Source organism: Bacillus sp. NPDC094077, from assembly GCF_050279465.1.
Taxonomy (GTDB): domain Bacteria; phylum Bacillota; class Bacilli; order Bacillales; family Bacillaceae_G; genus Bacillus_A.
The window spans coordinates 325,155-340,582 of sequence record NZ_JBNNUF010000004.1 but is presented as its reverse complement, the minus strand read 5'-3'; the positions used below and the strand labels follow the sequence as shown (position 1 = coordinate 340,582).

Genomic DNA, 15,428 nt, shown 5'->3' with positions numbered 1-15,428 from the left:
ATATTCTCCTTGGTTATTTTTTGATCATACCTTTTAATACGAACGCAACGTTTGCTGGACGCTCTGCTAGACGACGCATGAAATAACCATACCAGTCGTTTCCATACGGCACATAAACTCGCATTTTATAGCCCTCTTTTACTAGCTCAAGTTGACGCTCTGTACGAATACCAAATAACATTTGGAATTCAAATTGATCCCTTGAAATGTTATGTTCTTCGGCAAGTTTTTTTGTATATTCAATAATCGCTTCGTCATGTGAAGCAATTGCAGTATAATTTCCATTTAATAAGTGCATTTTAATAATTTTTTTATAATTGTCATCTACATCTTTCTTGTCCGGGAACGCCACTTCCTCAGGTTCTTTATAAGCCCCTTTTACAAGACGTAAATTAGGATTATAAGCATTTAAGTCTTCAATATCTTTTTCTGTACGATATAGATAGGCTTGAATAACAGTACCAATATTATCGTATTCAGATTTTAATTGTTTAAAGATATCAATTGTTTTCCCACAGCGTGTATAATCTTCCATATCAATTGTAACAAACACACCATTTTCTTTTGCAGCTTCTAAAATACGGCGCATATTGTTCATTACGATTTCATCAGAGATATCTAATCCCATAGAAGTCATTTTTAAAGAAAGCTGCGAATCAAGACCTTCTCTTCCAATTGCACGGATCGCTTCAATCGATTGGTTAGCCATTTCATTTGCTTCTGCTTCATTATCAACGAATTCACCTAAATAATCGATTGTTACACAAAGACCTTGCTTGTTTAATTGTTGAATTGCAGCTGTCGCTAATTCAATCGTCTCCCCTGCGACAAAGCGACCTGCACCAAAGCGCAAACCGTACTTTTTAGCCAGTTTTGTTAGCGCTTTATTTTTTGACAAGAAAAGAAACGAATTTCGCATTAATTGTTCCATGTAATTCACCCCTATGACTGTACTTTATCTGTTTTTTACCCCTCTTCAAAATTATATCATTCTTTAAAATTATTTGATACAAATAATTATTTAGATAATTTGTAAAATACTATAAAAACATTTAAAACCCTATATTCTCGCTTGTAAATATGAAGAAAATATTTTTCGACATTTAGAAAAATCGAGTTTACTAAGAAAAAAATGAGCATGTCGAAAATATTCGACATGCTCATAAAACCCTTTATATTCCATGTAAATTATATGAGGATATTAATAAAGAAAACTTGAAGTAACATCATCTCAAGCTTTTTTACTTCTCATTTCGCTTCTCATCATTTAACTTTTTAATATTCGTAATTAATTGTACCATCTCTTCTTTCGCATCTGGATACGTCTCATTCCAATGCTTCACTAAAGCTGGCATCGTCTTAGCAATGTAAGAATAAAGTGCCCATTTTTGCACCTGCTCTTTTCGTTCTTCATTACTTTCTCCTAGTAATAGTTCCGTGTATTTCTCTAGCAATCCGTCAAATTGCTCATTAAATTTTTCACTCATCTTATTTCCCTCCCATATGAAAAAAGCAGCGAAGATCGCTGCTTTTTCTTATAATTTTGATCGAACAGAGTTTAATTTCTTCTCCATTGTGCTTACTTTATCACGACGATCATCGATACGAATTGTTGTCGCAACGCGCTGTGCACCTTTCGTATATGGAACTTCATGCATTTGTTGAATTACTTCGAGAATGACAGGAAGATCTCCTTCAATAACTGTATTCATCGGTGTTAATTGATACTTCACGCGATCAGCATTTTTCTCTAGCACCTTTTGTACTTCTGCTACATATTCACTAACACTTGGATTACCTGTTCCCACTGGAATAATCGATACATCAACAATTGCCATAGTAGTCTTCCTCCTATAATTACTTCTTATATATCCATTGTCTATTTTACCAAAATCTTTATCATTTTACATACTTGTTATTCTTCTACTTTAAACTGCTCGACTAATCTTTCTAAGTCCCGCATATGCTCTGTCAAGCTTTCCATTGTATGAGCTACCTTTTCTAGATGATTAACCTGTGACTCAGTCGCTGCATTTACCTCCTCAGAAACCGCTGCACTTTCTTGACTCGTACCAGCAATTGTTTGCATTACCTCTGTAATTTCTCCTTGCTCGTGACCTATATTATTTACCTCTTCTATAATTTTTTCAACTGAAGTACTAATCGTATTTACAACTGACATAATTATGCGGAATTCTGTTTCTGCCTCTGTCGTCACTTTATTTTGCACATCCGCTATATCTTTCAATTTGCTTACGACCTCTACAACTCGTTTTACTTCTAATTGTACATCTCCAATCATCGTTGCGATTTCCTCTGTTGCCTCTTTCGATTGTTCTGCTAACTTTCGAACTTCTTCAGCGACAACAGCAAAGCCCTTACCTTGCTCACCTGCACGCGCTGCTTCAATCGAAGCATTTAAAGCAAGTAAATTCGTTTGATCAGAAATACCTTTTATAAGCTCTACAACATTTTGAATCGATCCGACTCTTTGCTCTAACTTACCAGATGCTTCCTCTGTATGAACAACAATCGAAGATGATTCCCCTCTTGTACGAACTAAATTCCGCATTGTATTTAATCCTTGCTTAGATGCCTCTTCTGCTTTGCCGGTCACTCCTTTGATTTCACTAACGGAGCTATTCATTTGTTCCACTGATTGCGTCATATTCTCGAGCTGCGCTGAAACTTCATCTACACTATTAGCAAGAGTAGAAGCTCCCCCGCTCACATCATCCATTGCACCTGACACTTCTCTACTAGCTGCCACAGTTTCATTCGTTAAATAATGTAGATTATTCGTTGATTGTTGCACCGTTGATACACTATTTTTAATTTTACTTACCATTTCATTCATTTGCTCAACCATATGATTAAAATGATTCGTAAGCTCTCCGACCTCATCTTTACTTGTCACTTTCATTTGCAATGTTAAATCGCCTTCTGCTACTTTTTGAACGTGGTTCGTTAATAATTGTAACGGCCTTGCTAATCTTCTTGAGAACAAGTATGAAGCTACGATTCCAACTAATAAGCTAATACATGCCATCACTATAACTGTATTTCTTGTTTCTACGAGTAAGTTATCAATTGACTCTTTCGGATAAACAATCCCAATTTTCCATTTCATCTGATCAAACACTTGACTATAGGCTACTACATCTTTTCCATCTAATGTCGTCACCGCAAATTTCGTTTCATCTTTATTCAAACTTTTTACAAGTGGTTCTTTTGAAACATCTTTTCCTACTTTCTCTGGATATACAATGGCAATATTTTTATCATTTACAATAAACATTTCTCCGCCATTATTATATTGAATATTATGGAGTAACTTTTGAATCGTTCCTAGTGATACATCCATTGCTACTACCCCTAATACGGAGCCATCTTGTCCGACAATGGCTTTTGAAACTCCAATACTTAACTTACCTGTCGCGATTTCATATTGTGGTTGTCCCCAAATAATCGATTTTGTATCTGCTTCTGATGTTTTATACCACGAACGACTTGTTGGATCATATCCTTCAGGTACTTTTCCTCCGTCAGCAAGATTTGCACTCAACGTTTTTTTATCTTTCGTCCCAATGTATACATCTAAAATATCAGGATGATTCTTTTTAAATCTTGAAAATTCTTTTAAAATAAAGCTCTCTTCTTCTGGAGTAACTCCATCTTGTAACATGTTTTGAATATCATCATGACTTCCATAATGGCCCATATCTTCTTCAATTCGCTGCATAAATGCAGTTAACTGCTCTGTCACAAGATCCATCGTATTTTGAGAATACTGATCTAAGGAGTGCGTTTCTTTCTCTTTTTGCAACTGATACACAGCGGCACCTAATATGACAAACATCATAGAAATAAGCACCGAAAATACTACCGCAATTTTTAAACGTAAACTTCTCAACATCTTCCCCCAAGCATCCCCTTCTCATTGTATTACAATCATATTAATCACTATATTAAGTATAATGGATAAAGTTAAAAAATTGAAATTAATTCGCACTTCTATTCACATAGAAAACCTACTACCACTTGTGCAAAAACAAATAGTTCATTATCCTTAAACTATATAATCTCATTCGTTCGGAGGGAACTATGTTACAAAAATTCGGTTTCTCACAATATGAAAGCCAAGCTTATGAAGTTGTCGTATCAAGCAACGAACCATTAGATGCTACAACAATTGTGAAACACTCTGGTGTTCCAAAAGCAAAAATATATGAAGTGTTAGCACGCCTAATCGATAAAGGAATGGTAATGGATTCTGTTTCAGAAAAGAAAAAACTGTATACAGCATTACCACTAAAGCTAGCAATTGAAAAATTAACGACAGAATTCCAATCAAATATTAAAGAACTAGAAACGAATATATCGAAAAAATCATTTACTGATGATCGTGTGTGGAGTTTGAAAATGCAATCTTCTATTAAAGTGCAAAGTAAGGAACTGATAGAAGGTGCTACAAGATCTATCCGAATTTCAGCTTGGAATGATACTCTTTTAGAATATCTTCCTTTATTAGAACAAAAAGCAAAACAAGGCGTCCAAATCGAGTCCCTCATAGTCGGAAAAGTAGAAACGGACTTAGAAAACATGCATTTTCTAATCCCAACTGAAGAACCTAACGCATTAGAGCGCTACTTACTACTCATCGTTGACGACCGAGAAATTTTATTCGCTGGTGTAGAGCAAGAATCATGGCAAGCGATGAAAACAATGTCGCAGCCTTTCGTGAAGTTCTTTACAGAATTCTTCTATCATGACGTTGCACTTGCGAAGATTACAGAGAAGCACCATGATCTCTTTATGCAGGATGAAGAAATTAAGGGTTTGTTGATGAAGTTGAGGTATTAATTGGCTAATAAAAAAGGAGTCTAGTTATTCACCTAGGCTCCTTTTCGTTTTGTTCCTTTATCTCCATCAATAGCTCAATAATCTTCTCATTTTGCTCCACTTGTTTCTCAGAATTTTGATAGATGAAACGAATCCATCTTAAAATAAAAACGACTACAAATATCGGTAGTAGTGTAAGGATTATACCAAATATCGAGAAATTAGACATCATTTTCTATCACCTCGCTATATACACCCTTCTCCATCCCTCTACTAAAACCTGCAATTATTTCACAAATAAAAAAGAACCTATCAAACGATAGATTCTTCTTTTGCAAACTGAGTAGAACGTCCTCTCGTAATCGAGAAAATTGCACAAAGCAGTGCTAATATAATAAAGCCGCCGCCTACCCAAGCGTTATATATAACAGATGATTTTTCAATAACAACTCCGCCTACTGTTGAACCGAGTGCAATTCCTAAATGAAGTGCAGAGTTATTTAAACTTTGCTGAATACCAGCCGACTCTGGTGCAATTTCAATTAAATAGTTTTGTTGTGCTGGTGAAATAGCCCAGCTCAGCATACTCCAAAGTCCCATCATAATAATGAACAGCGGGAATGAGAATGTCATCATTGGCAACATAAAGATTGCACATGCAAATACGATAATAATCGAGATAATACTTTTCTTCGATCCCCATTTATCAGCAAGCCATCCACCGAAGCCACCGCCGATTACTGCTGCGATTCCGAAAATAAAGTAAAACACACTAATCCAGTTTGCTTCAACGTGCATCACATCTTTTAAAAACGGCGTTAAATATGCATATAGTGTTAAATGACCCGTTAAAAATAAGAATGATGTTAACTGTGCACTTACAATTTTTTTATCTTTTAAAGTAGCAATTTGTTCTCTTATTGATAATACTGATGTCGCTGGTACTTTCGTTAAGAATAATGAAATACAAGCAATTGCCATAACTGTTAATATCGAAATTAATACAAATGGCGCACGCCATCCGTATGCATTTCCGAGCACAAGACCGAGCGGTACTCCAAGTACGAGTGATCCGCTAATCCCCATGAAAATGATTCCAATTGCACGCGCACGAAAATGCGGTTCTACTACACTAGAAGCAAGTGTTACCGATAGTGCAATAATAAGCGATCCACTCGCTGCACAAATTACTCTCGAGAACATTAGCATCCCGTAATTCACACTAAATGCTGAAACGATATTTCCGATTAAGAAAATCGATAATGCTCCAATATATAATGTTTTTCTTTCAAACTTTCCTGTTACTGCTAATAAAACTGGACCTGATAAAGCGAATACTACTGAAAATATTGTTATAAGCTGACCAGCTGCGCTAATCGATACACCTAAATCATTGGCAACTAAATCAAGCGTTCCTCCTATAATTAGCTCAACCGTTCCGACTACGAAAGCCGCGATAGCTAAAATATACACACGAAAATTCAAGTCTTTCCCCACGCTTTCTATTTTGGTTACTACGACTATAGTAACCAAAATAGAAATTGAAAACAAGTACAATTTTTTTACAATGAAAAAAGCAGGCGCATTATACGCCTGCCTCCTAATTATTAAACTCCAGTTTCTTTCTTCTTATTTAAATACCAATACACTGGCAGTCCAGTAAAGACAATTCCAATTGATAAGAAACAACTTACCGGATCGTTAATAATCGCACTACCAATTACAAAGAACGAACCTAAAATCGCAACAATTGGTACGATTGGGAATAACGGTACACTATACGCACGCTCTTTATTCTTATTGCGCTTTCTTAAAATGAAGACACCAATAAACGTCATTACATAGAAAATATAAATAATGAATACGGAAATCTCAGATAGCTTATTCGGATCACTAATAATCATTAAAATAATTCCTAAAATGATTTCAACAGTAATCGCATTTGCTGGCGTTTTAAATCTTGGGTTTTCCTTTGCAATAAACTTAGAGAATGGAAGTTGTCCACGCTCTGCCATCGACATCGGAATGCGTGGGAACGTTAAAATCTTTCCATTTAAACAACCGAAAATAGAAACGATAATACCGATACTAATAATTTTCCCGCCGTATTCTCCAAGTAACATACCCGCAGCTGTCGCTGTTGCATTTTCTCCAAGATCTACAATTTTCGCTGCTGGTAATACATTTAATAACGCTAAGTTAATTAATACGTAAGCAGCTGTTACAATTAAAATCCCAACTGTCATTGCTTTCGGTAATAATTTCGTCGGATTCTTCATTTCACCGCCAATAGAAGCAAGTAAAATCCATCCGTCATAAGCAAATAACGTTGCTAAAATTGCCATACCGATACTTTGATTTTCTGATATTGGCACAACTACGTTAAAGATATCACTATTCCCTTTCCAAAAACCTAATACAACAATTAATATAATCGGAATCATCTTCCCAACTGTCGTGATTGTTTGGACGATACCTCCATATTTTGTTCCCATACTATTTACAATGCCTAGAAACACAACTGTTCCAATTGCGATTGGTAAATTCCATACTTTATCTAAATAGAAAAAATTAATCATTAAAGAGCTAAAGTACAAACCTAATGTTCCAATAATAGCTGGTCCATACACAATCGTTTGCATCCAGCCTGATAAATATCCCCAAAAACTTCCGTAAATCTCCTCTAAATACGTATACAATCCACCATTTTTTGGGATTTGCGCTCCGATTTCAGCCACTGTTAAACCACTTGCTAGTGTCAACAGACCACCAATTACCCAAGCAAGAATAGCCATATTAGAACTCCCCGAGTAATCTAATACGCTCCCTGGTTTCATAAACACACCAGATCCAATAATCGTTCCTACTACAATAGAAAGTGCAACTGTTAAGCCAATTTTGTTCTTCTCATCATGATGCATGCTGCGTATCCTCCTTCCAATTCTAGTGTGATGCAAAAATGAAATAAAAAAACACTCCTCCCTAAAAAAGGGACGAGTGTTATATTCGTGGTTCCACCCTTGTTTCAATTCGTAAAGTTATACACTTCACCAATTTCTCAAGTCTAAATAACGGTTTTTGCCGGCAAGCAATTACTAGGTATCCGTTCACTGCTGCAGTTCAGAGGTGGTAATCGATTTCCCCGTATTAGGAAGCTCACAGCCAAAGGCTTCCCTCTCTGAGAATCGTAAAAAATTGATCATGTCCTCATCATCACTTCTTGATGTCGAATTTTGTAGTTATTGTTCATTATATTGAATTGTTAGAAAAAATCAATATATTTTTTTATATAACATAAGAAATATCTCTCTTCTTATATTATAACAGAAGCTACTTATTTTCTCTAATCCCCTTATATCTTTGGAGCAGTGTAATCGTAAAGGAAATTATATCAACGATTTTTCAAATATATCGACCGCATATCAAATTATATCGGCGATTCGACAAGGAATATCGACTTACCAACAAAAAACGACAACAATAAGAAGAGGCTATCTCAAAGATAGCCTCTCGCATATGTACCTTTCGGTTGCCCTTACGAAAGATACAGCATAACTCAATTATTTATCTTCTTTTTCCATAAAAAATTTATGGTGAGGAAGATCCACATTTAATTCCTCTAATTGTTTCTTTTCATTTTCTAAAATTGCTTTCGCTTTTTCTTTCGTCTGATCATCTAATCCCGCAAGGATGTCTTCATGCTTCTTTTTCTCTGGAAGTTTTACACCTAGCTTTGTTAGTTCTTCTTTTGCTTGCTCATGAGTTAGTTTCCCTGACTTTTCTTGCTCAAAAATCGACTTCACTTTTTCTTTTGTTGCTTCATCTAATCCTGCAAGCATGTCTTTATGCTTACCTTTCTCCGGCAATTTCACGCCTAGTTTTGTTAATTCCTCTTGTGCTTGTTCACGTGTTAATTCCCCTGACTTCTCTTGCTCTAGAATTGACTTCGCTTTTTCTTTCGCCTGATCATCTAATCCTGCAAACATCTCTTTGTGTTTGTCCTTCTCTGGCAATTTCACACCTAACTTGGTTAATTCCTCTTGCGCTTGCTCACGTGTTAGTTTTCCAGATTTCTCTTGCTCGAAAATTGTCTTCGCTTTTTCTTTCACCTGATCATCTAATCCTGCAAACATCTCTTTGTGTTTGCCCTTCTCTGGCAATTTCACGCCTAATTCCTGTAACTGTTTCTTTGTATCGCCCATAATCGTTTTTACTTTTTGTTTTGTAGCGTCATCTAAATCCTTCTTCGCAGTTTTTGTAGGCTGCTCAGCTGCTGGAGTATTCGTTGCCGCAAATGCTGGTACACCCACTCCCCCTATAATTCCAAATGATAAAGCACCTGCAATTGCTAAATACCCAACTGTTTTCTTCTTCATAGGAAATTTCCTCCTTCATATTTCTAAGACATGTACACTTTCGTATACAATCCCTATAGTAATGTTGGTTTCTTAAAATTCCCTTAACGATTTAAATAAAAAAACCGCTCATCACGAGCGGTTTTTTAAGCTTTTTGTAATTGTAATTCTTCACGTTCCATTATTTTTCTTAATACAATTGTTTGCGTCATTGTAAATAAGTTACCTGTAATCCAATACAACACAAGTCCTGACGGTGCCGCAAATCCCATAAATAGAATCATCGCCGGCATCATAATTTGCTGCACTTTTAGCATCTGTACTTGTTCTCCAGGTGTTGTATTCGATTGGAAAACTTTCATCTGAATAAACGTTGTGAACGCTGCAATAATCGGTAATATATGATATGGATCTGCATGTCCTAAGTTCACCCATAAAAATGAAGATGTGCGAATCTCTTCTGTTCGGCTAATCGCATAATACAAAGCAGAGAAAATTGGCATTTGTATAAAGATCGGCCAGCAACCAGCAAGTGGATTCCAACCGCCTGATTTCATTAGTTCTGACATTTCTTTTTGATACTGCTTTTGTTTTTCAAGATCTTTGCTCACATCACCGTATTTTTTCTTTAGCTTCTGCAATTCAGGTTGCATTTTTTTCATTTTCGCTTGGCTACGATATTGTGAAACAGCTAATGGAATCATTGCTGAACGAATAACGAGCGTCATGATAATGATGGCAATCCCGAAGCTAGCTCCAGGTATATGATGAGCAACAAATTGAATCATATACGAGATTGGATATACGAAATAATGGTTCCAAATTCCCGTACTATGTGAATCTATTGTACCTGCATTACTGCAGCCAGATAAAACAAAAACAAGTAATAATGATAAACTAATGAGCCTAGCTCGGTATGATTTTAACATGTTCATTCCTCCAATGTTTCGTAATTATTTAGCGAAACATTGGTGTATACGGACCGACCTCGTCATTCTCTTCACTTGATTCTTGTCTGCGTACAGAACGAATCATTCCATATTTATAAAAAATAGAAAATAGCGGTACATTTCCTGCGCTATCTTCACATGTATCAACTAACGCAAAAGCTCTTTGTCTACCGCTCGATGCTTGCTGACGCACAAAGCGAGAAACATTAGCAAGAAAAAAGACTTCTAATAAACAAAGCGCCGTCGTTACAAACGATATATATAGAATTGCATCCTGCAATAAAAATTCCATCGCTTCACATCCTTAATAAAGTCATTTTAGCACATTCAACAAACATTCTCTATTTCCTTTTATTTTCAAAAAAGAATTTTGCATATTTTCTCAAAAAAACTATGCTAGAAAATCAATGTATTCGCTTTCTTTAGTATATTCACACACATCTTTGAATAGGCTTGATTTATTAGAAATTTATAAAATTTTCGCATTATAATAAAACTATTGCCAGTTTTTGAAAAAAGCTTTATTCTCTTCTTGTAATCAAAAATGAATATGGAGATGAAACATACTATGGGTCAACTAGGAGACGCCGATTACGTTCCCGACACCGCCTTTTTATCCTTCCCAGCAGCTAAAACATTTCACCTAGAATTTATCATACAGTTGGTTGTTATTTTTATAGCTTCTATTTTGTATGCAATTTCGATGAATATGTTCTTTATCCCGCATAATATGATTAGTGGTGGATTCGCTGGTGTAGGGATGATTATCGGTTATTTAATGCACTACAATATCGGTGCACTTATCTTTTTACTAAACATTCCTCTTCTTATTTTAAGTCACTTTTATTTAGGTAAGAAGACAACCTTTTTAACAGCATACTTCGTCGCTGTATCATCTTTAGCGATGAATATTATCCCGGTACATCAAGTTTCAGACGATATTTTATTATCTTCTGTATTCGGTGGTGTAATCTGCGGAGCAGCATCAGGAATTATATTCCGATTTGCTTCTTCAACAGGTGGTTTTGATGTTGTTGGATTAATTGTAGCGAAATATCGTGATGTTTCAATTGGAGCAATCATATTTGGATTCAACTTAATCTTACTTGTTGCAGCAGGTTTTATTTTCGGATGGGATATTACACTTTATACGTTAATTAGCCGGTTTGTAGTCAGCAAAGTCATTGACGCTGTGCATACGAAACATATTAAATTAACGATAATGACAATTACAGAAAAAGGCGAGGAAATAAAAAGCGCACTACTACATCACGGCATACGCGGGGTGACAATGGTAGATGCGGTCGGCGGCTATACAAACCATAAGAAAAAAATGATTTACACTGTCGTAACTCGCTACGAGTTAGGCGAAATGAAACGTATCATTCGCCAAGTAGATAATCGAGCATTTATGAATATTACTGAAACCGTTGAAATTGTTGGACGTTTCAAACGTATATAAAAAAGCGCAAGGAACTACAATTCCTTGCGCTTTTTATTTTTTACACTTATTACAAAATCAGATAATTCTATTATTGTGTCACTAAATATGTTATAATAAAATTAGATTTACAAAAAAAGTATATAGACTTGGAAGTTTCTCTTATTATTATAAGCAAAAAGAAACGAGAAGTCGGGTATATTTCAGACACCATACACGTAACGGTTTTAAAAAAGCCGATCATCTTAGTTATTCTTCACTGATCTTTTTATAAAAAGATACGTACAACTAAAATTCACTTCAATATACTATACCTACCTTTTTGACTTCCAAATCATCTTATTACATAGGGAGATGAACATATGAATCAATATATACGATATACAATAGCTATCTTGTTTGCCATCATCGGCGGCGTAATCTGCTTCTGGACAAACACTCAGCTAGGAGAGAATATCATCTTTAATGGAATCGAAACACTTGTAAGCGCTTCAATTTTAGGTGGATACATTTTCTTCCTTTTCAATCCAGAAGAAAATGCTCAAAAAACAATGTTATTAACAATGATCGGAATCGTTGGCGGATGTATTTCCTACTCAATGACAAACTATACATTACCACTTCAATTAAGCTCAGCTTTCTTCCACGGTCTATGGACTTGGTTTATTGCATTCTGCCTAGCAGACGTATTCAACCTATTACAAGATCACGAAGAAGACAGTGGTCAACAAATTGAAAGTAACTCGTAAGCTGGAAGATATTCTTCCAGCTTTTTTAGATCTGTTTGCATACCCTCATTGGTATTATTTGGAATATATCAGCGATTTTTCAAATATATCGATCGTTTCTTCACTTAGATCGGCAATTATTTCATTATATCCACGTTTCGACATGGGATATCGATTTACCGACAGTCTTCGATACTCAACTCCTACCTATATACCCCACTTGGAATTCGAAACGAAACATGTGCTCCGCCTCGCACCTTGCTATTTTCCACCTGTATTTTGCCGCCATGCTTCTCAACAATTGTCTTTGCAATATATAACCCGAGTCCAAAATGCTCCTTACTTCCTGAACGTGACTGATCTTCCTGATAAAAACGTTGCAATACCTTTTGCAAATCTCCTTCTTGAAAACCAGGTCCTGAATCATATACATGAAATTCTATCGCGTCGGTCCAAGTACATACTTTAGCAAGTATCTTTCCTGACACAGGTGTAAACCGAACCGCATTCATTACGATATTATCCATTACTTGACTAATTCGCTCTTGATCAAATACTAAGCTCTGTATACCCTCATTATTTTCAAAGGTAACGTCCCACTCAATCTCTTTTTTCTTAGCTATACATTCATATTCTTCTAGTTTTTTAAGAAAGAATAGATTTATATGCACTTTATTTAAACGTAATTGAAACGAGAAACTTTCTAACTCATTTACTGTTTGAAACTCCTCAAGAAGTTTTGTCATTCTGTTTGTATTTCGTTCAATCGTTTGTAAATACCGATGTAACAAGTCTTCATTTTTCCATAAGCCACTTTGCAAACCCTCTGTATGGCCTTGCACAATCGTTAACGGTGTTTTTAAATCATGAGAAATAGCTCTAATATACTCTCTTCTTTCTTCTTCTAACTCCCATTGCCGTGACAAACTAGTAGCTAATGCTGCGCGCATATTTTCAAACGAACCGACTAATTCACCAATTTCATTTTGAGCATTGTATTCTAAATGAAAATCTAGATCCTGCTCTTGAATTCTTTTTGAAGCCTGTGATAGTTCAGCTAGCGGTTTCTTTATTCTTTTTCCCATTCGGTTAGAAATAACATAGGACAAAATTGTAATGTACAGAAACGGAGAACTCAAAAATAAAATTATTATAATCTCATTAACAAGAGAAGTCGCCGAACTAGCTAAACGATAGTTTAAACCAACCGCTCCTTGCAAGTTGCCCTCTTTATCAATTAACGGAATATAATTTGTAATAACATCATTTTCCTCATGAGTATTTCTATTAATTACATTTAAAATTGGATTTTGCTCCGTTATAACCCCTTTTGTATATGTACCGTACAGAATTTCACCTTTCTTATTTACAACTTGATATTGAATTCCCTTCAAAGGAATAATCTTTTCTAGCTGCTCCTTTTCACTTTCATTTAATAAAAGATCTTCTTTTCCTTTAATATATTTTTCTATAGCAGGAATTTGATTTTGATAATGATTCGCTGGCAGCACTTTCTCCGAATCACCAGTCATTAACCAATACCATCCACCAATTGCCGTCAAAATCGTGAGTACTATGCTTCCAATTAAAATAATTAAAAAGCCAACAACTAGTTGCTGTTTTATCCGTAGCTTCTCTATCATCTCTGCACACTCCACTTATATCCAATCCCCCACACAGTTTGGATATAAGTATGCTCTTTATCATACATACTAAGCTTTGTTCGAATTTTTTTCATATGCTCAACAATAGTAGAAACATCACTTTCACTATCGTAACCCCAAATCTTTTCAAAAAGCTGTTCTTTCGTTAATATTTGTCCAGAGTGAAGCGCAAGCATTTTTACAACTTCAAATTCCTTCTTTGTAAAATGTACGATTTGATTTCCTACTACCACTTCATAACCTTGCAAATCAATTAAAATATTGCCGTATCTCATCACATGCTTATCGCCTTGCATATTCGACGTACGGCGTAAATTTGCAATGATCCTTGCCTTTAGTTCTTTCAAACTAAATGGTTTATTAATATAATCATCTCCACCGATCATTAACCCTTCAATGCGTGACTGTTCTCGACTATCAGCACTTACGAATAAAATAGGACACGTTTGCCGTTTACGAATTTTTTCACACACTTCAAATCCATTCATATCAGGAAGCATTACATCAAGTAAAACTAAACTAACGTCATCATCTAATTGACATAACGCCTCCCGTCCGTCTAAAGCCTTCCTCACATGATACCCTTCCATAGCAAGACTATCTGTAATAAACGTTAAAATATCTTCCTCATCATCAACAACTAAAATTGTCTCTGCCACGGTCATTCTCCCCTTTATTCATACAAGTCTTTCGTTCTCCACGTTATAAAACTGAATAACATACAAACTACTAAAATTGTACCATTCATAAGGTAGAATATGGAATATTCATTACTCAATATACGAATCACTTCTTGACCTGTCACTATAAAGTACGAAAGCGTATTATCAAAATACAATGCTCCAAATAATATCCCAATTGTCCCAAAGTAAGAAAGAACAACATTCGGCATCCATAAACTAACGAAACTCGCTAATAGTAGAATGGTTGCTGTAATAAAAACAAATGCTGCATAGTACTTCAGTGTATACATAAATGCTTCCACAGCATCATATTTTATCTCTGGATGCAAAAACGTCGTATACTCAGCTGATGGGATATACAACCTCCCATATACATATCCAACGATAAAAGTAAGCAGTAAAAACATCGTTGCAATCAGGAACTGAGTTAGCCATTTCGCAAAAAGTAATTTCATTCTCCTAACTGGCCTTATACAAACAAGACGATAAGCCCCAGAAGAACGTTCACCATTAAAGCTATCAACAAATAAAATCGGAAAGATTAACAAAGCTAAAATAGGATTAACCTCTTTCATCAACATAACTTGAAAATTCAGCTGACTTAATGTTTCCCAAGCACCATCCCTGTTATAAATCGCTAATTCCCCATAATCAAGAAAAATCGCGTCACCTATAAGAGCCAATATAAAAAGAAATAACATAACTTTTGTCTTTTTCCGAGAAAATAACCTTTCAAATTCACTTATCATTAACTGCTTCACTTTA

Annotated in this window: 16 protein-coding genes and 1 other annotated feature; of the genes, 3 read left to right on the top strand and 13 right to left on the bottom strand. The window is 35.4% G+C overall.

Going from position 1 to position 15,428, the window contains the following annotated elements:
* Positions 1-13: 13 nt before the first annotated feature.
* The 4 genes from ACQKNR_RS13450 to ACQKNR_RS13435 all read right to left on the bottom strand — a co-directional run bounded on the left by ACQKNR_RS13450 (position 14) and on the right by ACQKNR_RS13435 (position 3,916).
* A complete protein-coding gene (locus ACQKNR_RS13450) occupies positions 14-931 on the bottom strand; it encodes a proline dehydrogenase family protein (protein WP_071712714.1) in 918 nt (305 codons plus the stop codon).
* Positions 932-1,241: 310 nt separating this feature from the next.
* On the bottom strand, positions 1,242-1,487 hold the full coding sequence (locus ACQKNR_RS13445; protein WP_002145027.1) for a YusU family protein: 246 nt from the start codon (positions 1,485-1,487) through the stop codon (positions 1,242-1,244).
* Between the two features lie 48 nt (positions 1,488-1,535).
* Positions 1,536-1,838, bottom strand: coding sequence for an MTH1187 family thiamine-binding protein (locus tag ACQKNR_RS13440; RefSeq protein WP_001018862.1), 303 nt, complete (start codon positions 1,836-1,838; stop codon positions 1,536-1,538).
* 77 nt (positions 1,839-1,915) lie between these two features.
* Positions 1,916-3,916, bottom strand: coding sequence for a methyl-accepting chemotaxis protein (locus ACQKNR_RS13435; RefSeq protein WP_427318355.1), 2,001 nt, complete (start codon positions 3,914-3,916; stop codon positions 1,916-1,918).
* A 188-nt stretch (positions 3,917-4,104) separates the two neighbouring features.
* On the opposite strand from ACQKNR_RS13435, the gene ACQKNR_RS13430 reads away from it, so the two are divergent.
* Positions 4,105-4,863 (top strand): TrmB family transcriptional regulator, encoded by a 759-nt coding sequence (locus ACQKNR_RS13430; RefSeq protein WP_427318354.1) that lies wholly within the window; start codon positions 4,105-4,107, stop codon positions 4,861-4,863.
* Positions 4,864-4,891: 28 nt separating this feature from the next.
* On the opposite strand, the gene ACQKNR_RS13425 is transcribed toward ACQKNR_RS13430, so the two are convergent.
* The 6 genes from ACQKNR_RS13425 to ACQKNR_RS13400 form a co-directional block, all read right to left on the bottom strand.
* Entirely contained in the window at positions 4,892-5,074 is a 183-nt protein-coding gene (locus ACQKNR_RS13425) for a hypothetical protein (protein ID WP_427318353.1), read from the bottom strand.
* A gap of 80 nt (positions 5,075-5,154) precedes the next feature.
* Positions 5,155-6,339, bottom strand: coding sequence for an MFS transporter (locus tag ACQKNR_RS13420; protein ID WP_427318352.1), 1,185 nt, complete (start codon positions 6,337-6,339; stop codon positions 5,155-5,157).
* Positions 6,340-6,449: 110 nt separating this feature from the next.
* The gene (locus ACQKNR_RS13415; protein WP_427318351.1) at positions 6,450-7,763 is read right to left on the bottom strand and encodes an APC family permease; all 1,314 of its coding nucleotides are present in this window, start codon (positions 7,761-7,763) and stop codon (positions 6,450-6,452) included.
* Between the two features lie 65 nt (positions 7,764-7,828).
* Positions 7,829-8,065: a binding site (T-box leader), on the bottom strand.
* A gap of 337 nt (positions 8,066-8,402) precedes the next feature.
* Complete coding sequence (locus tag ACQKNR_RS13410) at positions 8,403-9,218, bottom strand: hypothetical protein (RefSeq protein WP_427318350.1); 816 nt, start codon at positions 9,216-9,218, stop codon at positions 8,403-8,405.
* 125 nt (positions 9,219-9,343) lie between these two features.
* Positions 9,344-10,126, bottom strand: a complete 783-nt coding sequence (locus tag ACQKNR_RS13405) for a membrane protein insertase YidC (protein ID WP_427318349.1) — start codon at positions 10,124-10,126, stop codon at positions 9,344-9,346.
* Positions 10,127-10,154: 28 nt separating this feature from the next.
* On the bottom strand, positions 10,155-10,439 hold the full coding sequence (locus ACQKNR_RS13400) for a hypothetical protein (RefSeq protein WP_000394930.1): 285 nt from the start codon (positions 10,437-10,439) through the stop codon (positions 10,155-10,157).
* A gap of 276 nt (positions 10,440-10,715) precedes the next feature.
* On the opposite strand from ACQKNR_RS13400, the gene ACQKNR_RS13395 reads away from it, so the two are divergent.
* Positions 10,716-11,609 (top strand): YitT family protein, encoded by an 894-nt coding sequence (locus ACQKNR_RS13395; RefSeq protein ID WP_427318348.1) that lies wholly within the window; start codon positions 10,716-10,718, stop codon positions 11,607-11,609.
* Between the two features lie 341 nt (positions 11,610-11,950).
* A complete protein-coding gene (locus ACQKNR_RS13390; RefSeq protein WP_427318347.1) occupies positions 11,951-12,337 on the top strand; it encodes a DUF3938 domain-containing protein in 387 nt (128 codons plus the stop codon).
* A gap of 182 nt (positions 12,338-12,519) precedes the next feature.
* Here ACQKNR_RS13390 and ACQKNR_RS13385 read toward each other — a convergent pair whose 3' ends face one another.
* From ACQKNR_RS13385 to ACQKNR_RS13375, 3 genes are read right to left on the bottom strand one after another with little or no spacing between them, the layout of a single operon-like run.
* Positions 12,520-13,959 (bottom strand): sensor histidine kinase, encoded by a 1,440-nt coding sequence (locus ACQKNR_RS13385; protein WP_427318346.1) that lies wholly within the window; start codon positions 13,957-13,959, stop codon positions 12,520-12,522.
* Positions 13,956-14,639, bottom strand: coding sequence for a response regulator transcription factor (locus ACQKNR_RS13380; protein ID WP_427318345.1), 684 nt, complete (start codon positions 14,637-14,639; stop codon positions 13,956-13,958). Before ACQKNR_RS13380 ends, ACQKNR_RS13385 begins: the two co-directional genes overlap by 4 nt.
* Before the next feature lie 14 nt (positions 14,640-14,653).
* Positions 14,654-15,424 (bottom strand): ABC transporter permease, encoded by a 771-nt coding sequence (locus tag ACQKNR_RS13375; RefSeq protein ID WP_427318344.1) that lies wholly within the window; start codon positions 15,422-15,424, stop codon positions 14,654-14,656.
* Positions 15,425-15,428: the final 4 nt, after the last annotated feature.